The sequence below is a fragment of the Pseudonocardia endophytica genome, assembly GCF_004339565.1.
Taxonomy (GTDB): Bacteria; Actinomycetota; Actinomycetes; order Mycobacteriales; family Pseudonocardiaceae; genus Pseudonocardia; species Pseudonocardia endophytica.
On record NZ_SMFZ01000002.1, the window covers coordinates 936,405 to 958,893 of the forward strand.

Sequence of the window (22,489 nt, forward strand, 5' to 3'; positions counted from 1 at the left end):
CCCGCCGGGATGTCGATCCGGCCGGCGCGGACCGCGAGGGGCAGGCTGGCGCCGTGAGCCGCCATCCGCTGCGCGTCGCGATCGCCGAGTCGGAGCGCAGCCTCGCCGCCGCCGGGGTCGGTTCCCCGCGGGTGGACGCCGAGCTGCTCGCCGCGCACGTCCTCGACAGGCCGCGCTCCCAGCTGCTGATGACCCCGCTGGTCGACGACGACGAGGTGGAGCGCCTGCGGGAGCTGACCGCCCGTCGTGCGAAGCGGGAACCGTTGCAGCACATCCTCGGCACGGCCGTGCTCGGTCCGGTGACCGTGGACGTCGGGCCCGGCGTGTTCGTGCCGCGGCCGGAGACCGAGCTGCTGCTGGAGTGGGGCCTCGCCGCGATCCGCGACGTCCGGTCGCCGGTGGTCGTCGACCTGTGCACCGGGTCGGCGGCGTTGGCGCTGGCGTTCGCCGGGTCCCGGCCGGACGGGACCGTGCACGCGCTGGAGGCCGATCCGGCCGCGGTGCGGTGGGCGCGGCACAACATCGCGGCGCACGGGGACCGCGTCACGCTGCACGTCGCCGACGTCCGGTGGCCGGACCTGCTCGTCGAGCTGGAGGGGCGGGTCGACCTGGTCGTCTGCAATCCGCCCTACGTGCCGGACGGGACACCGGTGGAGCCAGAGGTCGCCGACTGGGACCCCGCGGACGCCGTGTTCGGAGGTCCGGACGGGCTGGAGCTGATCCCGGCCGTGCTGGACGTCGCGGCCGGGCTGTTGCGCCACGGGGGCGCGCTCGCCGTCGAGCACGACGACACGCACGCCGAGTCGGTGCCCGAGCTGCTGCGCCGTCGTCGGACACTGGACGAGGTCGTCGAGCACGCCGACCTCGCGGGCCGTCCGCGTTTCGTGACGGCCCGCCGGGTGCCGGCGCCACGCGGGACCCGGGTGCGCCCGGACTCGCGTGACGGCGCCTGAGGTCCGACGGCCGGAGCGGCGGGCGTAGGCTGCCGGGCCGTGACCGCACCGCAGACCCGGCCGACCTACGACTGCGCGGACCCCGACGAACGCCTGAGCGGACTCGCCGCCGCGGCGCGCGCCGTCCGCACCGGCCAGCTCGTCGTGCTGCCGACCGACACGGTCTACGGCATCGGGTGCGACGCCTTCTCCGGCGAGGCCGTGCGCGGGCTGCTGGCCGCCAAGAACCGCGGCCCGGACATGCCCGTCCCGGTCCTCGTCGGGTCCTGGACGACGATCGACGGCCTGGTCACGCACGTGCCGGCGTCGGCGCGGGCGTTGATCGAGGCGTTCTGGCCGGGCGCGGTGTCGATCGTGCTGCCGCACGCCCCGTCGCTGGCGTGGGACCTGGGCAGCACGCGCGGCACGGTGATGCTGCGCATGCCGCTGCACCCGGTCGCGCTGGAGCTGTTGCGCGAGATCGGACCGATGGCCGTGTCCAGCGCGAACGTGTCCGGGCAGGCTCCGGCCGCGAACGTCGAGGACGCCTCGCGGCAGCTCGGCGACAGCGTCGCCGTCTACCTCGACGGCGGCCCGTCCGGTGAGCCGATCGCCAGCACGATCGTCGACCTCACCGGCTTCCAGATCCGCATCCTGCGCGAGGGCGAGGTCACGGCCGAGCAGATCGCCGAGACGCTCGGCGAGCCGGTCGCCCGCGACAGCTGAGTCGATCAGAGGTCGCGGCTGCGCACGGCGCCGGGACGTTCCACTCGACGGCCTTCGCGGATCGGGCGGCACGTTCCGGTTGCGTCCGGCGCCGTAACGTTCCACTCGATCGCGGAACCGGATCGGCCGGCACGTTGCGGCTGTCCGGCGGCCCGATCGACCGGCGACAGGTGTGACCGGGTCCGCACGGGCGACGATGTGGCGCAGGTGGTCGAGTAACGTGCACGTCCGTGAGTGAGCAGACGTTCTGGGGCCCGGACTTCTCCGCACTGCAGCAGCAGGATCCCGAGATCGCGGGGGTCGTGTTGGACGAGCTGGACCGCCTGCGTTCAGGCCTGCAGCTGATCGCGAGCGAGAACCTGACCAGCCCGGCGGTGCTGGCCGCGCTCGGTTCGACGTTGTCGAACAAGTACGCGGAGGGGTACCCGGGGCGCCGGTACTACGGCGGCTGCTCGGTCGTCGACCAGGCGGAGAACATCGGCAACGCCCGCGCCAAGGAGCTGTTCGGCGCCGAGCACGCGAACCTGCAGCCGCACTCCGGCGCCAGTGCCAACCTCGCCGCCTACGCCGCGTTCGCCAAGCCCGGCGACACCGTGCTGGCCATGGACCTCAAGCAGGGCGGCCACCTCACGCACGGCAGCAAGGTCAACTTCTCCGGCCTGTGGTTCAACGCCGTGTCCTACCTCGTCCGCGAGGACACCGAGCTGATCGACTACGACCAGGTCCGCGATCTGGCGAAGCAGCACCAGCCGAAGATCATCATCGCTGGCGCGACGGCGTACCCGCGCCTGATCGACTTCAAGATCTTCCGCGAGATCGCCGACGAGGTCGGCGCGAAGCTGATGGTGGACGCGGCGCACTTCATCGGGCTGGTCGCCGGCCAGGCGATCCCGTCGCCGGTGCCGTACGCCGACGTCGTCACCGCGACCACGCACAAGGTGCTCCGCGGACCGCGTGGCGGCATGGTGCTGTGCCGCGAGGAGCACGCGAAGGCGATCGACAAGGCCGTGTTCCCGTTCTCCCAGGGCGGCCCGCTGATGCACGCCGTCGCGGCCAAGGCGGTCGCGATGAAGGAGGCCGCGCAGCCCGCGTACCAGGCGTACGCACGCCAGGTCGTCGCGAACTCCCAGGCGCTGGCCAAGGGACTGGAGTCGGAGGGCATGCGCGCCGTGTCCGGTGGCACCGACACCCACCTGTCGCTGATCGACCTGCGGCCGATCGGCGTCACCGGATCGGACGCCGAGACCCGGTGCGACCGGGCGGGCATCACGCTGAACAAGAACGCGATCCCGTACGACCCGGCGCCGCCGATGAAGCCCTCCGGACTGCGCGTCGGCTCGCCGAGCGTCACCACGCAGGGGATGACCGAGGCGGACATGGCCGAGGTCGCGACGCTGCTGGCCCGTGCGGTGCGCGCCGAGCACGACACCCCGGCCGGCGACGACGAGCTGAAGGCGGTCGCCGAGGCGGTCACCACGCTGGTCGGGCGTTCCCCGGCCTACCCGCGCGGCTGAGCACCGACCGGGCCTGACAGCAGTGCCGACCCAGAGCTCGTTCGGCTACGGGCTCCCGATCCGGGAGCTGCTGCTCGTCGCGCTCGCGTCGGCGGTGGTGACGCTGCTGCTGACCGGGCCGGTCCGGATGCTGGCCCTCAAGGTCGGGGCCGTGGCCTGGCCGAGAGGACGGGACGTCCACGTCACACCGACGGCGCGGTGGGGCGGCCTGGCGATGTTCGGTGGCGTGCTCACCGGCATCGGCCTGGCCGCCCAGCTCCCCGCGCTGCGACTGGCGTTCTTCGAGGGCAGCACGGACATGTTGGGCGTCCTGCTCGCGACCGGGCTGCTGGTCGGCGTCGGGATGCTGGACGACCGCTACGACCTGGACGCGATCACGAAGCTGGCCGCGCAGGTGACGGCCGGCGGGCTGCTCGTGCTGTACGGCATCCAGTGGGCTGTCATCTGGATCCCGCTCGGTGGCGGCGGCACCGGCATCTCCGGCTCGCTGCTGATCCTCGGTCAGGGGCAGGGCGTGCTGCTCACCGTGCTGATGACGGTGGCGCTGGTGAACGCGCTGAACTTCGTCGACGGCCTCGACGGGCTCGCCGCGGGCATCGGGATGATCGCCGCGCTGGCCACGGCCGTGTTCTGCATCGGCCTGATCCGGGAGAACGGCAACGACCCCGGGACGTACTCGCCGGCGCTGATGGCCATGGTGCTGTTCGGCGCGTGCCTGGGCTTCCTCCCGCACAACTTCAACCCGGCGCGGATCTTCATGGGCGACACCGGCTCCATGATGATCGGCGTGATGCTCGCCGGGGCGACGACGAGCGCGTCCGGCCGGCTCCCTATCAGCGTCGCGTCCAACGGCACCGACGTCCTCGCGCTGCTGGCGCCGCTGATCGTCGTGGCGGGCGTGCTGCTGATCCCGCTGCTGGACCTGTTGCTCGCCGTCGTGCGGCGGACCAGGGCCCGGAGCGGCTGGATGGTCGCGGACAAGATGCACCTGCACCACCGGCTGCTGGAGATCGGGCACAGCCAGCGGCGGGCCGTCCTGCTGATCTACCTCTGGGTCGGCGTGCTCTCGTTCGGTGCGGTCGCGCTGGCCCTGGTGGACGACCCGGCCGTCGTGCTCGGGGTGGTCGCGGTCGGCGTCGTCGTCGCCGTGATCGCGTCCGCCGTGCCGTACCGGGCACGGAAGCGGGCGACCGGCGGGGGAGCCGGCCCGCGTCGCTGACCTGGGTGATCACCCGCCGGAAACGGACGCGCGCGGATGAGGCCGACGAACCGGCCGGAGCCGGACGAAGCACTGTGTTCTACATGACGTCGAGGATTGTCTCTCCACGTCAAGCACGTCGGTGGCGCTGTGATAGCGTCGCCGCGTCGGCCGTGGTGAGACACACGGCACGGCATCAAGCTTGGACCTGCCGCGGTCGGTTGGCAAGCCACCGGGCGGTCTGCATCTCGACGAGGAGTTGTATGTGACCACCGATGTCCCGAGCGTCCCTTTCCCGGGCTGACCGGGGCTGACGTGCCGGACGGCGACGGGCCGGGCCTGCGAGACCTGCTCAACATGGGCATGACCCTCGGCCTGTACGTTGCGATCGGGCTGGCCGCAGGCCTGTTCGCCGATCACGTCCTGGACACCACGCCCGTGTTCGTGCTCGTCGGGATCGCTCTGGGCATTGTCGGTGCCACCGTCCACGTCTACAGGCTGTTGAGGAGATTCATGTGAGCGAGCGGAGCAGGCCGTGCTGACCGGCATGTCCGGTACGCCCTACACCCCGCCCGTCACCCGCCGGACCGTCGTCCGGTCCGCGATCGCGGCGGGCGTCATCGCCGTCGTGGCTTGTGCGTTGCTGATCCCCGCCGGTTACCCGCTCTGGGCGCTGTTCGGCGTCGTCGGGCTGGCGCTCGGACTGGCCAACGCGATCCTCGCGGTCATCTCGGTCACGAACTTCGCGACCACCCAGCCGACGAAGGCCCGCTTCGTGAGGTCGGTCCTCGGCCGCCTCGCGATCATCACCGCGATCGCCTTCGCCTGCGCCCTGCTGTTCCGCCCGTCCGGGTTCGGCGTCTTCGGTGGGCTGGCCATGTACCAGTTCGTCCTGGTCGTCTGCTCGATGCTGCCGCTGATCAAGGAGATCCGACAGAGATGAGTACCGCCGTGGTCCTCGCCGCCGAAGGGGAGATCAACCCGGGCGAGCACTGGACGGTCGAGGTGGCCGGCATCGCGTTGAACATGGACACCATCCTGGCGACCGTGATCGCGATGGCGATCGTGCTCGGGCTGGGCTTCTACATGGTCAACGGCGTGACCCGGGGCAAGCCGACGAAGCTGCAGCTGGCCTTCGAGGCGCTGACCAGCTGGGTACGCGGCCAGGTGCGGGACGGTCTGGGTCTGCAGGCCCCCACCGGTCTGATCGCCTTCGCGTTCACGACGTTCGCGTTCATCCTGATCTGCAACTGGCTCGCGGCCCTGCCGTCCGAACACGTCCTGCCGCCGCCCACCGCCGACGTGAACCTCGTGTACGCGATGACCATCGTCGTGTTCATCTGGCTCAACGTCTGGGCGATCCGGAAGTCACCGAGACGCTACGTCAAGCACATCGCGGAGCCGTACGCGTTCCTCGCCCCGATCGAGATCATCACGCTGTACTTCTCGCGCCCGTTGTCGCTGGCGCTGCGGCTGTTCGGCAACATCTTCGCCGGCGGGATCATGGTCTCGGTGATCGCGCTGCTGCCCGTCTACATCCTCTGGTTGCCGAACGCGGGCTGGAAGCTGTTCGACATGTTCATCGGCGGGATCCAGGCACTGATCTTCACGCTGCTGACGATCATCTACTTCAGCGACTACGCGCACGACGAGGAGCACGCCCACTGACCCGGGTCGCACGACCCGTCCCGGCGGTGCTCCCCGGCGTCGCCGACCCCAGGAACCACCCGGACCCCGCGCCAGGACGCGGAGCCACGGAACAGAAAGAACGAGGAGAGACATGAGCGCAGTGCAGACGGTCCTCGCCCAGGGTGGCGGAGGAGGCCTGACCGGGAGCGTCACGCTCGGTCTGGCGATGGTCGGCGGTGGTCTCGCCCTCGGCGGCGGCGCCGCCGGTGCGGCCATCGGCGACGGTCTGGCCGGCTCCGCGGTCATCCAGGGTGTGGCTCGCCAGCCCGAGGCCGCCGGTCGCCTGAACACGACGATGTTCCTGATCATCGGTCTGTGTGAGGGCATGTACTTCATCAACCTGGCGTTCATGGCCGTCTTCGTGTTCGTCACCGGCGCACAGTGATCTGAGATCGGACAGAAGACCATGACGACGGAAGCAGTGGCGCAGGGAAACAACTTCCTGCTGCCCAACGCCACGTTCTTCGTCGAGTTGGTGCTGTTCCTCATCCTCTTCTTCGTGATCGCCCGCTACATCGTCCCGCCCCTGACGAAGGCGATGGACGAGCGCGACGAGATGGTCCGCAAGGCGGCCACGGACAGGGAGAAGGCGTCCCGGAAGCTGCGTGACGCGGACGAGCGGTACCAGTCCGAGCTGTCCGACGCCCGCGTCGAGGCGGCCCGGATCCGCGACGAGGCACGTGCCGAGGCGCAGAAGGTCAGGGACGAGAAGAAGGGCACCGCCGAGCAGGAGGTCGCGCGGCGGCGCGAGGAGGGCGAGCGCGAGCTCGCCGGCCAGCGCACCGAGGCGATGCGTCAGCTCCGCGGGAACATCGGCGGTCTGTCGTCGGAACTCGCTGAGCGCGTCGTCGGCCGTCCGCTGCCGGGTGACGCTCAGCGGCAGTCCACGGTGGACAGGTTCCTTGCCGAGCTGGACGAGCGGTCCGGCACGTCCGCCACGTCCACACCGAGCGGAGGGGGTGAGTAGATGGCGACCTTCATCGCCGAGCTCGTCGGCTTCGTCGTGGTCCTGTTCGTCCTCTACCGCTACGTCTGGCCGATCCTGAAGCGGATGATGGACGACCGCCAGGAGCAGATCCGTCGCCAGGTCGTCGAGGCCGACGAGGCGGAGAAGGCGCTGGCCGAGGCGGAGCGCAGGCACGACAACGCGGTCGCCGAGGCGGAGCAGGAGTCCTCGCGCATCCGCGACGACGCCCGCGCCGACGCCTCGCGCATCCGCGAGGAGATGGCCGAGCAGACCGAGCAGGAGATCGCGCGGATCAAGCAGCGCGGCGAGGAACAACTCGTTGCCGAGCGGGACGCCTCCGTGCGGAAGCTGCGGGCCGAGACCGGGACGCTGTCCATGGATCTCGCGAAGCGGATCATCGCCGAGTCGCTGTCCGACGAGGACCAGAAGCGTGCCAGCGTCGACGGCTTCCTCGACGACCTGGACGCGCTCGGCGGTTCCGGCAGCGGAACGAGGCAGCCGGCCCAGACCGGCGGAGGGGTGTCCTGATGGCCGCCGTGTCCCTGCAGTCGACCAGCCGGGACTCGCTGGGTTCGGCCGAGGAGACCCTCGACCGGGTCGCCGGTGGGCTCTCGGCCCAGGACCTGTCGACTCTCGGCGGCGAGCTGTACTCCGTCCTGCGACTCCTGGAGTCGGAACGCACGCTGCTCCGCCACCTCGCCGACTCGACGGTGCCGGAGGAGAGCCGGACCGGGCTCGCGAGGGCCCTGTTCGAGAACAAGATCGGTCCGGCCGCCTACGAGGTGGTCACCGACCTCGTCGGCTCGCGGTGGTCACGGCCGTCCGACGTGCTGTACGTGCTCGAGACGCTGGCGCGTCGTGCGCTGCTGGGGGTCGCTGAGGCCGACGGCGAGCTCGACGACGTCGAGGACGAGCTGTTCCGTTTCGGCCGGGTGCTGGATCGCGAGCCGGAGCTGAACTCGCTGCTCACCGACCCGAGCGGGCCGGTGGACAAGCGGGTCGAGCTGCTCGACACCGTCCTCGCGGACAAGGCTCGCCCCACGACGAGGGCGCTGTTGGAGCAGGCCGTGCGGTCCCCGCGCGGTCGCGCCCTGGATCTCGCCGCCAACGACCTGGCCGTGCTGGCCGCTGCGCGGCGCGACCGCTACGTAGCCCGCGTGCGCACCGCGGTCGGCCTGTCGCAGGAGCAGGAGCAGCGCCTCGCCGAGACGCTCACCCGCATGTACGGGCGGCAGATGTCGTTGCAGGTCGAACTGGACGAGAGCCTGATCGGCGGGCTGGCGGTCGAGGTGGGCGGCGAGCTCATCGACGGCAGCGTGGCGGGTCGGCTGGCCGCGGCGCAGCGCAAGCTCCCCCACTGACGCCGCCCGACGGCGCGAGACGTAACTGACTTACGACCAGAAGGAACACACTCCCATGACAGAGCTGACGATCTCCTCCGAGGAGATCCGGAGTGCGATCTCCAGCTACGTCTCGTCGCTGGAGAGCCAGACCTCCCGCCAGGAGGTGGGCACCGTCGCCGACACCGGCGACGGCATCGCCCACGTCGAGGGCCTGCCCTCGGCCATGACCAACGAGCTGCTCGAGTTCAAGACCGACGAGGGCAGCGTTCGCGGCGTCGCGCTGAACCTGGAGCAGCGCGAGATCGGCGCGGTCGTCCTGGGCGACTACGCGGGGCTCGAGGAGGGCCAGCAGGTCACCCGCACCGGCGAGATCCTGTCGGTCGGCGTCGGCGACGGCTACCTCGGCCGGGTCGTGGACCCGCTGGGCAACCCGATCGACGGCCTCGGGGACATCGAGGCCGAGGAGACCCGCATCCTCGAGCTGCAGGCCGCGTCGGTCATGCAGCGCCAGAGCGTCTCCGAGCCGCTGCAGACCGGCATCAAGGCGATCGACGCGATGACGCCGATCGGCCGGGGCCAGCGCCAGCTGATCATCGGTGACCGCAAGACCGGCAAGACCGCGGTCTGCGTGGACACGATCATCAACCAGAAGGAGAACTGGGACTCCGGCGACGAGAAGAAGCAGGTCCGCTGCATCTACGTCGCGATCGGCCAGAAGGGCTCCACGATCGCCGCTGTCCGGCAGTCGCTGGAGGAGAAGGGCGCGCTGGAGTACACGACGATCGTCGCCGCCCCGGCGTCCGACCCGGCGGGCTTCAAGTGGCTCGCCCCCTACACCGGCTCGGCCATCGGCCAGCACTGGATGTACCAGGGCAAGCACGTCCTGATCGTGTTCGACGACCTGTCCAAGCAGGCCGAGGCCTACCGCGCGATCTCGCTGCTGCTGCGCCGCCCGCCGGGCCGCGAGGCGTACCCCGGCGACGTGTTCTACCTGCACTCGCGGCTGCTGGAGCGCTGCGCGAAGCTCTCCGACGACCTCGGTGCCGGCTCGATGACCGGCCTGCCGATCATCGAAACCAAGGCGAACGACGTGTCGGCCTACATCCCGACCAACGTCATCTCGATCACCGACGGTCAGGTCTTCCTGGAGTCCGACCTGTTCAACCAGGGTGTCCGTCCGGCGATCAACGTCGGTATCTCGGTCTCCCGGGTCGGCGGCGACGCGCAGGTGAAGGCGATGAAGACGGTCGCCGGCTCGCTGCGGCTGGACCTGTCGCAGTACCGCGAGCTGGAGGCGTTCGCCGCGTTCGGCTCCGACCTGGACGCCGCATCGGCCGCCGCACTCGGTCGTGGTGAGCGGCTGGTCGAGCTGCTCAAGCAGGCCCAGTACGCGCCGGTCCCGGTGCAGGAGCAGGTCGTCTCGATCTGGCTGGGCACCAAGGGCAAGCTCGACTCGGTGCCGGTCGAGGACATCCAGCGCTTCGAGTCGGAGTTCCTGGACAACATCCGCCGCAACGAGTCCGGTGCGCTCGACTCCATCGTCGAGACCGGGAAGCTCGACGAGGACAACGAGGAGCGCCTGAACCGCGCCGTCGACGAGTTCAAGAAGAGCTTCACCGCCACCGACGGCTCGTCGGTCGTGCCGAAGGAGCAGGACCAGGGCTCGCTCGACGAGGACGACGTCGACCAGGAGACGGTGAAGGTCAACCGGAAGGCGCCGGAGTCGAAGAACGACGAGTCCGGCGACGACTCCGAGCAGTCCGAGAGCTGACGGGCGGATAACGCATGGCGGCACAGATCCGGGTGCTGCGTCGGCGTATCCGGTCGACGCAGTCCATCAAGAAGATCACTCGGTCCCAGGAGCTGATCGCGACCTCGCGGATCGCGAAGGCCAGGGCCCGGGTGGACGAGGCGCGCCCGTACGCCGAGGAGATGACCCGCACGCTCTCGGAGCTGGCGTCGAACTCCGCGCTCGACCACCCGCTGCTGGTCGAGCGGGAGACGCCGCGCCGGGCGGCCGTGCTCATCGTCACCAGCGACCGCGGGCAGTGCGGCGGGTACAACGCCAACGTCCTCAAGGAGGCGGAGCAGCTGCAGAACCTGCTCCGCGACCAGGGCAAGGAGCCGGTCGTCTACGTGATCGGCCGCAAGGGCGTGAGCTACTACCGCTTCCGCAACCGTCCGGTCGAGGCCTCCTGGACCGGGTTCTCCGAGCAGCCGGCCTACGAGAACGCGGCCGAGGCGGCGCGCACGCTGGTCGCGGCGTTCATGGCCGGGGCCGACGAGAACACCGACCCCGAGGACGAGCGGACCGACGACGTCCAGGGTGTGGACGAGCTCCACCTCGTCTACACGAGCTTCAAGAACATGGTCACCCAGACCCCGCAAGCACGGCGGATGGCGCCGATGGAGGTCGAGTACTCCGGCGGCGTCACCTCCAGCGCCGACGCGGACGTCGACGCCGGGGCCTCCGGGAACGGTTCCGGCGAGGACTCGTCGCGGTCGTCGCAGAGCTCGTCCGCGGGCGGTTCCGGCGAGCAGGACGGCCCCCAGGCGCTGTACGAGTTCGAGCCGGACGCGGACACGCTGTTCGACGCGCTGCTGCCGAAGTACATCGGTGCGCGCCTCTACGCGGCGCTGCTGGAGTCGGCGGCGTCGGAGTCGGCGAACCGACAGCGGGCGATGAAGGCCGCGACCGACAACGCGAACGAACTCATCCGTACCCTGACCCTGGAGGCCAACCAGGCGCGTCAGGCCCAGATCACCCAGGAGATCAGCGAGATCGTCGGTGGCGTCGACGCTCTCGCGAGTGCAGGAAGTGAGAGCTGATGACCGCAACCGCTGAGACCCAGGCCTCGGGGGCCGATGCGGCAGGCGTGGTCGGCCGCGTCGTCCGCGTGACGGGACCCGTCGTCGACATCGAGTTCCCGCGCGGGCAGGTGCCCGATCTCTACAACGCGCTGAACCTGGACGTCGAGCTGACCGGGGACAAGCGCAAGCTGACCCTCGAGATCGCCCAGCACCTGGGTGACAACCTGGTCCGCGCCATCTCCATGCAGCCGACCGACGGCGTCGTGCGCGGCCAGGAGGTCCGCGACCTCGGCCGCCCGATCTCCGTCCCGGTCGGCGACCAGGTCAAGGGGCACGTGTTCAACGCGCTCGGCGAGTGCCTGGACGACCCGTCGCTCGAGGTGACCGGCGACCTGCGCTCCATCCACCAGAAGGCGCCGGGCTTCGACCAGCTCGAGGGCTCCACCGAGATGCTGGAGACCGGCATCAAGGTGCTCGACCTGATGACCCCGTACGTGGTCGGCGGCAAGATCGGCCTGTTCGGCGGCGCGGGCGTGGGCAAGACCGTGCTGATCCAGGAGATGATCCAGCGCGTCGCGCAGAACTTCGGTGGCACCTCGGTGTTCGCCGGCGTCGGCGAGCGCACCCGTGAGGGCAACGACCTCATCACGGAGATGACCGAGTCCGGCGTCATGCAGAACACCGCGCTGGTGTTCGGGCAGATGGACGAGCCGCCGGGCACGCGTCTGCGGGTGGCCCTGTCCGCGCTGACCATGGCGGAGTACTTCCGCGACGAGCAGCAGCAGGACGTGCTGCTGTTCATCGACAACATCTTCCGGTTCACCCAGGCCGGCCAGGAGGTCTCCACGCTGCTCGGCCGGATGCCGTCGGCGGTGGGGTACCAGCCGACGCTGGCCGACGAGATGGGCGAGCTGCAGGAGCGGATCACGTCGACCCGCGGTCGTTCGATCACCTCGATGCAGGCGATCTACGTCCCCGCGGACGACTACACCGACCCGGCCCCGGCGACGACGTTCGCGCACCTCGACGCCACCACGGAGCTGTCCCGGCCGATCTCCCAGAAGGGGATCTACCCGGCGGTGGACCCGCTGACGTCGACCTCGACGATCCTGGACCCGCAGTACGTCGGCGACGAGCACTTCCGCGTCGCGAACGAGGTCAAGCGGATCCTGCAGAAGTACAACGACCTGCAGGACATCATCGCCATCCTCGGTATCGACGAGCTGTCCGAGGAGGACCGTCAGACGGTCGCCCGTGCACGGCGGATCGAGCGCTTCCTGTCGCAGAACCTGCTGGTCGCCGAGCAGTTCACCGGCCAGCCGGGCTCGACGGTCCCGCTGAAGGAGACCATCGAGGCGTTCGACAAGATCGCCAAGGGCGAGTTCGACGACGTCCCGGAGCAGGCGTTCTTCCTCTGCGGCGGTCTCGACGACCTGGACAAGAACCGCAAGAAGCTGGAGAGCTGACACGTGGCCGAGATGACGGTCGACCTCGTGTCGGTCGAGCGGCGGCTGTGGTCGGGCGAGGCGAGCTTCGTGCTCGCCCGCACGACCACCGGTGAGATCGGCGTGCTGCCGGGCCACGAGCAGACGCTGGCCCAGATGGAGGAGGCCGGGGTCATCCGGATCGACAGCACCGACGGGTCGTCGATGACGATCGCCGTGCACGGTGGCTTCCTGTCGATCACCCCGGAGCGGGTCTCGATCCTGGCCGAGTACGCCGAGATGTCCGACGAGATCGACACCGAGCGGGCGCGTCAGGCGCTCGACCGGGCCGACGACTCGGAACCCGTCGGCGCGGCGGCGAAGGCGCGGGCCGAGGCGCGGCTCAAAGCCGCGGAAGCCTCCTCCCGGTAGCGGAACGGGACGCGGCAGTGGAACTGGTGGCGGTCATCGTCGGAGTTCTGCTGCTGTGTCTGGTACTTCCCCTGGTATGGCTCGCCGTGCGGCGGGTCAGGCTGATGCGTGGCGGCGGCGTGGACCTGTGTCTGCGCCGCCGTTTCGCCGTCAACGACTGGCATTTCGGGGTCGGGCGGTTCTCCGGTGACGAGTTCGCCTGGTACCGCCTGACCAGCTTCCGGATCGGTCCGACGGTCGTGCTGGACCGGTCCGATCTGGAGATCGTCGACCGTCGGCCCCCGTTGCGCTCCGAGGACTTCGCCATCCCGTCGGCCGTCGAGGTCGTGCGGGCGCGCAACGGCGTCGACGGGGCCGACGTCGAGCTCGCGATGTCCTCCGACGTGCTCACCGGGTTCATGGCCTGGGTCGAGGCCACCCCGCCCGGGCGCGGCGGCTACCAGCGGGCGTCCTGAGGCCCACAGCTCACCCTGCCCCTGCCCCCGCGCGCCGGACCCTCCCCACTCCGATCCCTCCCCACTCCGTTCGGGATCGGAGGGGACAGAGGGGGATCGGAGGGGTGCGGGGCCGGGCCGGGATCACGCGTCGGGGGCGCCGTGCGGGCCGCCGGGCTGCCACAGCACGTCGCCGTCCGGGTTGGCCAGGCGTCCGAGGATGAACAGCAGGTCGGACAGGCGGTTCAGGTAGGTCGCGGTGAGCGGGTTCGTGCGCTCCGCGTCCACCTCGAGCAGCGCCCAGACCGACCGCTCGGCGCGACGGGTGACCGTGCGCGCGACGTGCAGGTACGCCGCGCCCGGCGTGCCGCCCGGGAGGATGAAGGACGCCAGCTTCGGCAGCTCGGGGTTGAACTCGTCGCACCAGCCCTCGAGGCGCTCCACGTAGCCCGCCGTGACCCGCAGCGGTGGGTACTCCGGATCAGGGACGATCGGTGCGCACAGGTCCGCTCCGACGTCGAACAGGTCGTTCTGGATCTGGCGCAGCGGGTCCGCGATGCGCTCGTCGAGCCCGCCCACGGTGACCGCGACACCGATCGCGGCGTTGCACTCGTCGGTGTCGGCGTAGGCGGCCAGTCGCTTGTCGGTCTTCGGTACCCGGCTGAAGTCACCGAGTGCCGTCGTGCCGTCGTCGCCGGTCTTCGTGTAGATCCGCGTCAGGTGTACCGCCACGCCGACAGCCTAGGGGTTGTCGTCGACGGGGTGCTGTGCTGCGCCGGACGGGGTACCGGCACCCGACGCGCCGGGGTGTGGCGCGGACCACGACATCGGGGTGGCTACCGTCGTCGGTGTGGTGGAGCATTTCGCCGTCCGCGGCGGAGCCCGGCTGACGGGCGCCGTCGACGTCGTCGGGGCCAAGAACAGCGTGCTGAAGCTGATGGCCGCCGCCCTGCTCGCCGAGGGCCGCACGACGCTGACGAACTGCCCGGACATCCTCGACGTCCCGCTGATGGCCGACGTCCTGCGCAGCCTCGGGTGCGAGGTGGAGATCGACGGCGCGGGAGTGCACATCGACGTGCCGGCCTCGCCCGGCGCGGAGGCGGACTACCGGTCGGTGTCGCGCCTGCGCGCGTCGGTGTGCGTGCTCGGGCCGCTGGTCGCGCGGTGCCGTCGCGCCGTCGTACCGCTGCCGGGCGGCGACGCGATCGGCTCCCGCCCGCTGGACATGCACCAGAACGGCCTGCGCAAGCTCGGTGCGACGACCGACATCGAGCACGGCAGCGTCACCGCCCGCGCCGACGACCTGCACGGCGCGCAGATCTGGCTGGACTTCCCCAGTGTCGGCGCCACCGAGAACATCCTGATGGCGGCCGTGCTGGCGGACGGCACGACGATCATCGACAACGCCGCGCGCGAGCCGGAGATCGTCGATCTCTGCGTGATGCTGCAGCAGATGGGCGCGAAGCTGGAGGGGGTCGGCTCGTCGACGCTCACGGTGCACGGCGTCACCGGCCTGCAGCCGACCACGCACCGCGTGATCGGCGACCGGATCGTGGGCGCGACCTGGGCGTTCGCCGCCGTCATCACGTCCGGTGAGGTGACCGTCCGCGGCGTCGACCCGCACCACATCGACCTCGTGCTGGACAAGCTGCGCTCGGCCGGCGCCGAGACGGTGACCGGCGATCAGGAGTTCACGGTCATCATGCACGGGCGACCGCAGGCCGTGGACTACGTGACACTGCCCTACCCGGGGTTCGCCACCGACCTGCAGCCGATGGCGATCGCGCTGTCCGCGGTGGCCGAGGGCACCTCGATGATCACCGAGAACGTGTTCGAGGCCCGCTTCCGGTTCGTCGACGAGATGATCCGGCTCGGGGCCGACGCGCGCACCGACGGGCATCACGCCGTCGTACGCGGACGGTCGGAGCTCTCCAGCGCGCCGGTGTGGGCCAGCGACATCCGGGCCGGAGCCGGTCTCGTACTGGCCGGGCTGCGGGCCAGGGGCACGACGGAGGTCTGGGACGTCGCGCACATCGACCGCGGCTACCCGCGGTTCGTCGAGAACCTGCGTGACCTCGGCGCGGACATCTCCCGGGTGGCCGGCGAGCCCGACCGCTGAGCCTCCGGTGCGGTCGCCGCGCCGTCGCCCGATCGTGGCGCCATACTGGCCGTCCCCGGGGCGATCCGACGTTCCCGCCGCAGCGAGGAGACGTCGATGCCCGATGCCGGGAGCGTGTCCGAGGCGGCCGCGGCCGCCGGCTCGTCCGCACGGGACGTCGCGCGCAGCCGACCGGTCCGCCTCGCTGCCCGTCTCGGGATCGCGTCGAACGGGGTGCTGCACCTGCTGCTCGGCTACCTCGCGGTGCAGGTGGCGCTCGGGTCCGGCGGGCAGGCCGACCAGAACGGCGCGCTGTCCACGATCGCGTCCGAGCCGGTGGGCCGCGTGTTCCTGTGGGTGCTGGTGGTCGGGTTCGTCGCCGTCGTGATGTGGCGGACCGTGTCCGCGATCTTCGGGTTCGGCTACGCGGACCGCACCACCATGATCACGAAGAAGGCGGTCAGCGCGGGCCAGGCCGTCGTGTACGCCGCGCTGGCCGTCGCGGCCGCGACGACGGCCGTTCAGGGCCGCTCGTCCGGCGGGGGCGGAGGGCAGGCCACCGGCGGGCTGCTGGCGCTGCCGGGCGGCCAGATCCTCGTCGGGCTGATCGGGGTCGGCGTCGTCGTGGGCGGCGGCGTGATGGTGTGGGTGGGCTGGACGACCAGGTTCACCGAGGACCAGGACCTCGCGGGCGCCGACCGGCGGGCGCGGCGGCTGAACGAACGGACCGGCCAGGTCGGGTACATCGCCAAGGGGATCGCGGTCGGCGTGCTGGGCGTCCTGATCGGCATCGCGGCGCTGACGTTCGACCCGCAGAGGGCGAACGGCCTCGACTCGGCCCTCAAGACGCTGCGCGAGCAGCCGTTCGGCGTGTTCCTGCTGGTCGCCGTCGGCGTCGGGATCGCGTGTTACGGCGTGTTCTGCTTCTTCGACGCGCGGTACCACCGCGTGGTCTGAGGGCGGGGGTCGTCCGCAATGGCGGGCACGATGTGCCTATGACCGCCCGAACCGTCCAGATCACGATCGACTGCGCCGACCCGGGTGCCCTCTCCGCCTTCTGGGCGGAGGCCCTCGGCTACCACGTGCCCGGCCCGCCCGGCGGGTTCGCGACCTGGGACGAGGCACTCGACGCGTGGGGTGTCCCGCCGGAGCGCCGCAACGACGCGTCCGCCGTCGAGGATCCGGACGGCGCGGGTCCGCGGGTGTTCTTCCAGCGCGTGCCGGAACCGAAGACCGTCAAGAACCGCCTGCACATCGACGTGCGCGCGGCACCCGGACTGCAGGGCGACGACCGGATGGCGGCGCTGGAGGCCGAGGCGGACCGCCTGGTCGGGCTCGGCGCCGAGCGCCTGCAGAGGTTCGAGCCGACGCCGCCGATGGACGCCGGGCACATCGTGCTGGCCGACCCAGAGGGCAACGAGTTCTGCCTGGACTAGGCGTGTTCCTGCTGGTCAGGAGTCCTAGGTCGGGTCGCCTGGGTTCGGTGCCACACCCGCCACCCGATCGTGCCTCATCCGTCGAGCGTGACGTTCGGGCGGTGCGGGGCGCCGAAACCCACCACTCGATGCCGGACCGCCCGTCGAGTGTGACGTTCGGGCGACGCGGCGCTGAGCCCGACGTGCCGTGGCGTCGGACCCCGGTGACGCGCGCTACTCCTGCGAGTGCCGGGACAGCACGACCTTCGCGTCCACCACGTCGTCCGGGAACACGAGCACGCGGTAGCCCTCCGGCTCGGCCTTCCCGACCGTCGCGCGGATCCCCTGCCCGTCCAGCCGTCGTCGCAGCAGGCCCGCCGCCGTCTCCGAGGGCACTCGCGTGACCTCCTCCAGCAGACCGGAGCCCATCGGGTCGTCCGGGTTGTCGGCCGGCACACGGCGCGAGTTCTGCGTCCCGAAGGTCCAGCGCAGCAGCGCCGCCATCAGGACGAGGACGAGTGCGGCGCCGCCGTACTCGATCAGCGACGGCGGGATGTCCATCCGGGAATTGTGCGCCGTTCGGGCGGTCTCCGCCGACCTGACGGGTCGGTCAGCCGGTGAACCGATCCAGTGTGAGGTTTCCCGCGCATTCGCGTACTTTCCCACCCACGTGGGTGTGACGAGCGACGACTCAGCGCGGCCTGCGCGCTACCAGCCAGTAGCATCAGGCGAGTTCGAACGACGCGGAGGTGTCCGGTGCCGTACCCGACCGATCGTGAACGCGACCGTCCGTGGGTGATCCGCACCTACGCCGGTCACTCGTCGGCCGAGAAGACGAACGAGCTGTACCGCAACAACCTGTCCAAGGGGCAGACCGGTCTCTCGGTGGCGTTCGACCTCCCGACGCAGACCGGCTACGACCCGGACGACGAGCTGGCCAAGGGCGAGGTCGGCAAGGTCGGCGTCCCGGTCAGCCACATCGGCGACATGCGGACGCTGTTCGACGGCATCCCGATGGCCGAGGCGAACACGTCGATGACGATCAACGCACCGGCCATGTGGCTGCTGGCGCTCTACGTCGCCGTCGCCGAGGAGCAGGCCGAACAGTCCGGCCTGGACTACTCCGAGGTCCGCGCCAAGCTGGCCGGCACCACGCAGAACGACATCGTCAAGGAGTACCTGTCCCGCGGGACCTACGTGTTCCCGCCCGCGCCCAGCCTGCGGCTGATCACGGACATGGTCGCCTGGTCGGTCACCGAGATCCCGAAGTGGAACCCGATCAACATCTGCAGCTACCACCTGCAGGAGGCCGGGGCCACGCCGACGCAGGAGCTCGCGTACGCGCTGAGCACCGCGATCGCCGTGCTGGACTCGGTGCGCGACTCCGGGCAGGTGCCGGAGGAGAAGTTCGGCGACGTCGTGGGCCGCATCTCGTTCTTCGTGAACGCGGGCCTGCGGTTCGTCGAGGAGATGTGCAAGATGCGCGCCCTCGGCAGGCTGTGGGACGAGATCACCCGCGAGCGCTACGGCGTGGAGAACCCGAAGCAGCGACGTCTGCGCTACGGCGTGCAGGTCAACTCGCTCGGGCTGACCGAGGCGCAGCCGGAGAACAACGTCCAGCGGATCGTGCTGGAGATGCTCGCCGTCACGCTGTCCAAGGACGCGCGCGCCCGCGCCGTGCAGCTGCCGGCCTGGAACGAGGCGCTGGGCCTGCCGCGGCCGTGGGACCAGCAGTGGGCGCTGCGGATGCAGCAGGTGCTGGCCTACGAGACCGACCTGCTGGAGTACGAGGACCTGTTCGAGGGCTCCGTCGTCGTCGAGGCGAAGGTGTCCGAGCTCGTCGAGGGCGCCCGCGCGGAGATCGACCGGGTGCAGGAGATGGGCGGCGCCGTCGCGGCCGTGGAGAGCGGCTACATGAAGGGCGAGCTGGTCAGCTCGCTGGCCGAGTACCGCCGCGAGATGGAGGCCGGTACCCGCGTCGTCGTCGGCGTCAACTCCTACGAGACGACGGAGCCCAGCCCGCTGCAGGCCGAGGGCGCCGGGGCGATCTTCACGGTGGACCCGGAGACCGAGCGCGCGGCGATCGCGTCCATCCAGCAGTGGCGGGCCGATCGGGACGCCGACGCCGTCGAGTCGGCGCTGTCCGCGCTGCGCGACGCCGCCAAGACCGACGGCAACCTGATGCAGGTCTCGATCGACGCCGCGAAGGCGGGCGTGACCACCGGCGAGTGGGCCGGTGCACTGCGCGAGGTGTTCGGCGAGTTCCGTGCGCCCACCGGGGTGTCCGCGGCCGCCGCGACGGGGGAGGCGGCCACGGAGATCGGGACGGTCCGCGATCGGGTCCGCGCCACCGGCGACGAGCTGGGCGAGCGGCTGCGGCTGCTGGTCGGCAAGCCGGGCCTTGACGGGCACTCCAACGGGGCCGAGCAGGTCGCCGTGCGCGCCCGCGACGTCGGGTTCGAGGTGATCTACCAGGGCATCCGGCTCACGCCGACGCAGATCGTGTCCGCCGCCGTGCAGGAGGGCGTGCACGCCGTGGGACTGTCCGTGCTGTCCGGCTCGCACCTCGAGGTGGTGCCTGCCGTCGTGCAGGGACTGAAGGACCAGGGCGCGGGCGACGTGCCGGTCGTCGTCGGGGGGATCATCCCGCCGGAGGACGAGAAGCACCTGCGCGAGAACGGCGTCGCGGCCGTGTTCACGCCGAAGGACTACCAGCTCACGGACATGATGGACGAACTGGTCACCCTGATCCGGACGGCGAACGGCCTGTCCTGACGTCTGCCGGTCAGGTCCGGGCGTTCGCGGCGTTCGCGAGCGCGGCGGCCCGGTCGCAGAGCTCCTCGCGGCCCAGCGGGCCCTCCGTCTTGACCCGCAGCACCTCGGTCCGGGGCTCGCCGTCCACGGCGAGGAACGGCTGCTTCGGGACCTCCGCGTTGCAGACGCCCTGCTGCTCGTCGCGGTCGATGAACGCCGGCGTCCCCGGCGCGGGGTCACCGGTCTGCTGCGGCGGGTCGTAGCGATCGAAGCTGATCATGACGCTCGTCTCGGGGTCCTTGCCGTCGCCCCACTCGCACTGCCATCCGCCGTTGTTGCGGAAGCCGTCGGAACGGTCCTCGGCCGGGAGGAACCGCAGGTCGTCCGCGGTGAGAAGGGTGCACGCGTCCTTCGTCCAGAGCCCGCTGGCCGGCGGGGTCCGGCGCACGATCCCGTCGTCGGCGAACGTGGTGGCGGCCGACGCGGCGGCGGCCTCGGCGACGGTGCAGACGTCGGCGAGCGGACCCTGGGACCCGGACGCGGCAGGCTGGAACTCCGCCGTGATCTCCAGCGGGGTGCCGTCGGCGAGCACGACGTAGCGCTGGCAGCTCGGGCCGTCCGCGGGCCTGCGGACGATCAGCGCGTCGCCGAGCCGCTGCTGGTCGCCCTCCGGCGGGGTGGTCGACGACGGGCGGTACCGGCTCGACACATCGATCGTGTCCGACCCGCGCTGGGCGATCGAGATCTCGCAGCTGGCGAAGTTGCCGTAGTCCGGGACCTCCGTGGTCTTCCCGAACGACTGCAACGCGTCCGGGCGGACCGGCGCGCACGGATCGGCCGTGCGGTCGTCGCCGAGGGAGAGCGCCTGCACCGTGGACGGGAACGCCGGCGCGTCCCCGGACGGACCGCCGGTGGCGACCAGGACACCGCCCGCGACGGCCGCCGCGACGACGACGCCCGCACCGGCGAGCACCACCGGCCGCCGGTACCAGGGACGGCGTCCGGCCTCCGGGCCCGTGGTCGGCTCCGCCCCGATCGCCGCGGCACCGCCTGCCGCGGCGCCGTCGGTCGGCGCGGCGCCGCCGGTCGGTGCGGGCGCGGACGCGACCGGGTGCAGGGGCTCGTAGCGGTCGGCCAGCTGCCAGAGCGACTCGGCGGCGCTCGCCGCGGTCGGCCGGTCGGCCGGGTCCTGCGCGGTGAGCCGGGCGATCACGTCACCGAGCGGCCCACCGACCGTCGGAGCCGGAACCGGGTCCTGCCCGATCCGCCGGATCAGCTCCAGCGGGTTGCCGGTGCCCCACCCGTACGGCGGGGAGCCCTGCGCGACGGCACACAGCGTCGCCCCCAGGGCGTACACGTCGGACGCTGGCGTCGGCCGGTCACCGCGCGCGATCTCCGGGGCGAAGTAGGCGGGCGTACCGATGCCCTCCGACGTGAGCGTCGACGTCTCCGGGACGTGCGAGATGCCGAAGTCGGCGAGCTTGACCGGTCCCAGCGGGTCGCCCGGCCCGGCCAGGACGTTGCCCGGCTTCACGTCGCGGTGCACGATCCCGGCCGCGTGCGCCGCGGCCAGCGCCTCCGCGACCTGGGCACCCGCCCGGGCGGCGGCGCCCGGAGTCAGCACACCTCCGTCGGCGACGAGCTCGCCCATGCTCTGCGACGGCAGGTACTCCAGTACGAGCAGTGGGCCGCCCGCGTCGTCGAGGACGTCGAAGATCGACACGATCCGCGGGTGGTGCACCCTGGCCGCGATCTCGGCCTCGCGCAGCGTGCGGTGGCGGATCTCGGCGGCGCGGTCGTCGTCGACGTCCCGCAGCAGCACCCGTTTGAGTGCGACCTGCCGCTTGAGCCGGGTGTCGGTCGCCCGGAACACGACGCCCATGCCGCCCGCGCCGATCCGCTCGTGCACCCGGTAGCGACCGGCCACGAACAGGTCCTCGGTCAGGTCGCCGGGTGCGTCGCCCATCAGCCCTCGTCGGAGGTGTCGAGGTCGTCGAGCAGTGCGAGGTCGGTCGGCAGGATCGTCGTCGACCGCATCAGCTCCTGGACCAGGCTCTCGTTCAGCGCGTTGCCGACCGGGTCGCCCCACTCCTCGCGCATCAGCCCGGTGACCCCGGCCCGGGACAGCCGGGTGCGGGTGGCGGCGACGAGGTGCTCGACCTTGCGGTGCGTCCACCCGGCGGCCGGCTGCACCACCTGCATCTCCTCGGCCACCTGCCGCCAGGACTGCGGCGCGGGCTGCGGCTCGTGCTGCAGGTAGCGGCGGGCCAGCGCGACCAGGACAAGGTGCTCGGTGGCGTCCATCGGCCACACCCGCGGCGCGTGCGTCCGCTCGTCGGGGCGGATCTTCTGGGCCCGGTCCGGGCCGCTGACCCGGACCTCGAGCGCGTGCTCACGGCCGTTCGAGCCGGTCACGAACAGCAGCGTGTAGCCGGACGTCAGCGGCAGCGGGTCCTCGGACTCGAACAGCATCCGCCGGTCCGGGAAGCGGATCGGGGTGCGGCCGGTGTTGCGAACCCACCACGAGCCGTCGTCGAACCGCAGTGTCCCGTGCTGCCTGCTGACCTGGGGATCGTCCTCACCGACGCAGACGTGCACCTCCGGACGGTTGCGCCCGAACAGCAGCTCGCGGCCCTGCTTCGGGCCGACCGAGATGGCTCCGCTCAGGGCCTGGGCGAACAGCGTGTTCTCCACGCTCGCCGTGTCCGCGTCCATGTGCGACCTCCCCTCGCGTGCGGGCGACCCTGTGTCC

24 protein-coding genes are annotated in these 22,489 nt (G+C 71.2%); 20 read left to right on the forward strand and 4 right to left on the reverse strand.

Translation table 11 applies throughout. The annotated features are described in order from the left end of the window. Positions 1–53 precede the first annotated feature (53 nt). The 16 genes from prmC (at position 54) to EV378_RS23325 (ending at position 13,491) form a co-directional block, all read left to right on the forward strand. A complete protein-coding gene (prmC, locus tag EV378_RS23250) occupies positions 54–953 on the forward strand; it encodes a peptide chain release factor N(5)-glutamine methyltransferase (RefSeq protein WP_132432615.1) in 900 nt (299 codons plus the stop codon). A 39-nt stretch (positions 954–992) separates the two neighbouring features. Further along, a complete protein-coding gene (locus EV378_RS23255) occupies positions 993–1,658 on the forward strand; it encodes an L-threonylcarbamoyladenylate synthase (protein WP_132429568.1) in 666 nt (221 codons plus the stop codon). Positions 1,659–1,888: 230 nt separating this feature from the next. Next, positions 1,889–3,172, forward strand: a complete 1,284-nt coding sequence (locus EV378_RS23260; RefSeq protein ID WP_132429569.1) for a serine hydroxymethyltransferase — start codon at positions 1,889–1,891, stop codon at positions 3,170–3,172. A 22-nt stretch (positions 3,173–3,194) separates the two neighbouring features. Beyond that, positions 3,195–4,391, forward strand: coding sequence for a glycosyltransferase family 4 protein (locus EV378_RS23265; RefSeq protein WP_243653731.1), 1,197 nt, complete (start codon positions 3,195–3,197; stop codon positions 4,389–4,391). A gap of 294 nt (positions 4,392–4,685) precedes the next feature. Continuing rightward, positions 4,686–4,889: an AtpZ/AtpI family protein gene (locus tag EV378_RS23270; RefSeq protein WP_132429570.1), complete on the forward strand. Its 204-nt coding sequence runs from the start codon at positions 4,686–4,688 to the stop codon at positions 4,887–4,889. 16 nt (positions 4,890–4,905) lie between these two features. Continuing rightward, positions 4,906–5,313: an ATP synthase subunit I gene (locus tag EV378_RS23275; protein WP_132429571.1), complete on the forward strand. Its 408-nt coding sequence runs from the start codon at positions 4,906–4,908 to the stop codon at positions 5,311–5,313. Further along, positions 5,310–6,038 carry a F0F1 ATP synthase subunit A gene (gene atpB / locus EV378_RS23280; protein ID WP_132429572.1) on the forward strand — a complete coding sequence of 243 codons (729 nt, stop codon included), beginning with the start codon at positions 5,310–5,312 and terminating at the stop codon, positions 6,036–6,038. Before EV378_RS23275 ends, atpB begins: the two co-directional genes overlap by 4 nt. A gap of 112 nt (positions 6,039–6,150) precedes the next feature. Further along, a complete protein-coding gene (gene atpE, locus EV378_RS23285) occupies positions 6,151–6,444 on the forward strand; it encodes an ATP synthase F0 subunit C (protein WP_132429573.1) in 294 nt (97 codons plus the stop codon). 21 nt (positions 6,445–6,465) lie between these two features. Then, complete coding sequence (locus EV378_RS23290; RefSeq protein WP_132429574.1) at positions 6,466–7,026, forward strand: F0F1 ATP synthase subunit B; 561 nt, start codon at positions 6,466–6,468, stop codon at positions 7,024–7,026. Then, the gene (gene atpF, locus EV378_RS23295) at positions 7,027–7,554 is read left to right on the forward strand and encodes a F0F1 ATP synthase subunit B (protein ID WP_132429575.1); all 528 of its coding nucleotides are present in this window, start codon (positions 7,027–7,029) and stop codon (positions 7,552–7,554) included. Further along, positions 7,554–8,387, forward strand: a complete 834-nt coding sequence (locus EV378_RS23300) for a F0F1 ATP synthase subunit delta (RefSeq protein WP_132429576.1) — start codon at positions 7,554–7,556, stop codon at positions 8,385–8,387. Before atpF ends, EV378_RS23300 begins: the two co-directional genes overlap by 1 nt. A gap of 55 nt (positions 8,388–8,442) precedes the next feature. Continuing rightward, a complete protein-coding gene (gene atpA, locus EV378_RS23305) occupies positions 8,443–10,140 on the forward strand; it encodes a F0F1 ATP synthase subunit alpha (protein ID WP_132429577.1) in 1,698 nt (565 codons plus the stop codon). A 14-nt stretch (positions 10,141–10,154) separates the two neighbouring features. Next, a complete protein-coding gene (locus EV378_RS23310; RefSeq protein ID WP_132429578.1) occupies positions 10,155–11,198 on the forward strand; it encodes a F0F1 ATP synthase subunit gamma in 1,044 nt (347 codons plus the stop codon). Continuing rightward, on the forward strand, positions 11,198–12,646 hold the full coding sequence (gene atpD / locus EV378_RS23315) for a F0F1 ATP synthase subunit beta (RefSeq protein WP_132429579.1): 1,449 nt from the start codon (positions 11,198–11,200) through the stop codon (positions 12,644–12,646). Before EV378_RS23310 ends, atpD begins: the two co-directional genes overlap by 1 nt. 12 nt (positions 12,647–12,658) lie before the next feature. Next, the gene (locus EV378_RS23320; RefSeq protein ID WP_207908976.1) at positions 12,659–13,036 is read left to right on the forward strand and encodes a F0F1 ATP synthase subunit epsilon; all 378 of its coding nucleotides are present in this window, start codon (positions 12,659–12,661) and stop codon (positions 13,034–13,036) included. A 17-nt stretch (positions 13,037–13,053) separates the two neighbouring features. Beyond that, positions 13,054–13,491: a DUF2550 domain-containing protein gene (locus EV378_RS23325; protein ID WP_132429581.1), complete on the forward strand. Its 438-nt coding sequence runs from the start codon at positions 13,054–13,056 to the stop codon at positions 13,489–13,491. A gap of 123 nt (positions 13,492–13,614) precedes the next feature. On the opposite strand, the gene EV378_RS23330 is transcribed toward EV378_RS23325, so the two are convergent. Next, positions 13,615–14,202, reverse strand: coding sequence for a cob(I)yrinic acid a,c-diamide adenosyltransferase (locus tag EV378_RS23330; RefSeq protein ID WP_132429582.1), 588 nt, complete (start codon positions 14,200–14,202; stop codon positions 13,615–13,617). 118 nt (positions 14,203–14,320) lie between these two features. On the opposite strand from EV378_RS23330, the gene murA reads away from it, so the two are divergent. The 3 genes from murA to EV378_RS23345 all read left to right on the forward strand — a co-directional run bounded on the left by murA (position 14,321) and on the right by EV378_RS23345 (position 17,004). Further along, on the forward strand, positions 14,321–15,589 hold the full coding sequence (murA, locus tag EV378_RS23335) for a UDP-N-acetylglucosamine 1-carboxyvinyltransferase (RefSeq protein WP_132429583.1): 1,269 nt from the start codon (positions 14,321–14,323) through the stop codon (positions 15,587–15,589). Positions 15,590–15,685: 96 nt separating this feature from the next. Next, the gene (locus tag EV378_RS23340; protein ID WP_132429584.1) at positions 15,686–16,525 is read left to right on the forward strand and encodes a DUF1206 domain-containing protein; all 840 of its coding nucleotides are present in this window, start codon (positions 15,686–15,688) and stop codon (positions 16,523–16,525) included. Between the two features lie 38 nt (positions 16,526–16,563). After that, positions 16,564–17,004, forward strand: a complete 441-nt coding sequence (locus tag EV378_RS23345; protein ID WP_132429585.1) for a VOC family protein — start codon at positions 16,564–16,566, stop codon at positions 17,002–17,004. 213 nt (positions 17,005–17,217) lie between these two features. Here EV378_RS23345 and EV378_RS23350 read toward each other — a convergent pair whose 3' ends face one another. Then, positions 17,218–17,544 carry a hypothetical protein gene (locus tag EV378_RS23350; protein ID WP_132429586.1) on the reverse strand — a complete coding sequence of 109 codons (327 nt, stop codon included), beginning with the start codon at positions 17,542–17,544 and terminating at the stop codon, positions 17,218–17,220. A gap of 195 nt (positions 17,545–17,739) precedes the next feature. Here EV378_RS23350 and EV378_RS23355 point away from each other — a divergent pair, with 195 nt between their 5' ends. Beyond that, positions 17,740–19,758 (forward strand): protein meaA, encoded by a 2,019-nt coding sequence (locus tag EV378_RS23355; protein ID WP_132429587.1) that lies wholly within the window; start codon positions 17,740–17,742, stop codon positions 19,756–19,758. A 10-nt stretch (positions 19,759–19,768) separates the two neighbouring features. Here EV378_RS23355 and EV378_RS23360 read toward each other — a convergent pair whose 3' ends face one another. Next, complete coding sequence (locus tag EV378_RS23360) at positions 19,769–21,703, reverse strand: serine/threonine-protein kinase (RefSeq protein ID WP_132429588.1); 1,935 nt, start codon at positions 21,701–21,703, stop codon at positions 19,769–19,771. Beyond that, positions 21,703–22,452, reverse strand: a complete 750-nt coding sequence (locus tag EV378_RS23365; protein WP_132429589.1) for an FHA domain-containing protein — start codon at positions 22,450–22,452, stop codon at positions 21,703–21,705. Before EV378_RS23365 ends, EV378_RS23360 begins: the two co-directional genes overlap by 1 nt. Positions 22,453–22,489 lie beyond the last annotated feature (37 nt).

Bases quoted from the DNA above. Each gene is read 5' to 3' on its own strand.
- EV378_RS23365 (WP_132429589.1), bottom strand. From the start codon at position 22,452: ATGGACGCGGACACGGCGAGCGTGGAGAACACGCTGTTCGCCCAGGCC.
- atpF (WP_132429575.1), top strand. From the start codon at position 7,027: ATGGCGACCTTCATCGCCGAGCTCGTCGGCTTCGTCGTGGTCCTGTTC.
- EV378_RS23350 (WP_132429586.1), bottom strand. From the start codon at position 17,544: ATGGACATCCCGCCGTCGCTGATCGAGTACGGCGGCGCCGCACTCGTC.
- EV378_RS23345 (WP_132429585.1), top strand. From the start codon at position 16,564: ATGACCGCCCGAACCGTCCAGATCACGATCGACTGCGCCGACCCGGGT.
- EV378_RS23320 (WP_207908976.1), top strand. From the start codon at position 12,659: ATGACGGTCGACCTCGTGTCGGTCGAGCGGCGGCTGTGGTCGGGCGAG.
- EV378_RS23300 (WP_132429576.1), top strand. From the start codon at position 7,554: ATGGCCGCCGTGTCCCTGCAGTCGACCAGCCGGGACTCGCTGGGTTCG.
- EV378_RS23290 (WP_132429574.1), top strand. From the start codon at position 6,466: ATGACGACGGAAGCAGTGGCGCAGGGAAACAACTTCCTGCTGCCCAAC.
- atpA (WP_132429577.1), top strand. From the start codon at position 8,443: ATGACAGAGCTGACGATCTCCTCCGAGGAGATCCGGAGTGCGATCTCC.
- atpB (WP_132429572.1), top strand. From the start codon at position 5,310: ATGAGTACCGCCGTGGTCCTCGCCGCCGAAGGGGAGATCAACCCGGGC.
- EV378_RS23310 (WP_132429578.1), top strand. From the start codon at position 10,155: ATGGCGGCACAGATCCGGGTGCTGCGTCGGCGTATCCGGTCGACGCAG.
- atpE (WP_132429573.1), top strand. From the start codon at position 6,151: ATGAGCGCAGTGCAGACGGTCCTCGCCCAGGGTGGCGGAGGAGGCCTG.
- atpD (WP_132429579.1), top strand. From the start codon at position 11,198: ATGACCGCAACCGCTGAGACCCAGGCCTCGGGGGCCGATGCGGCAGGC.
- EV378_RS23340 (WP_132429584.1), top strand. From the start codon at position 15,686: ATGCCCGATGCCGGGAGCGTGTCCGAGGCGGCCGCGGCCGCCGGCTCG.
- EV378_RS23360 (WP_132429588.1), bottom strand. From the start codon at position 21,703: ATGGGCGACGCACCCGGCGACCTGACCGAGGACCTGTTCGTGGCCGGT.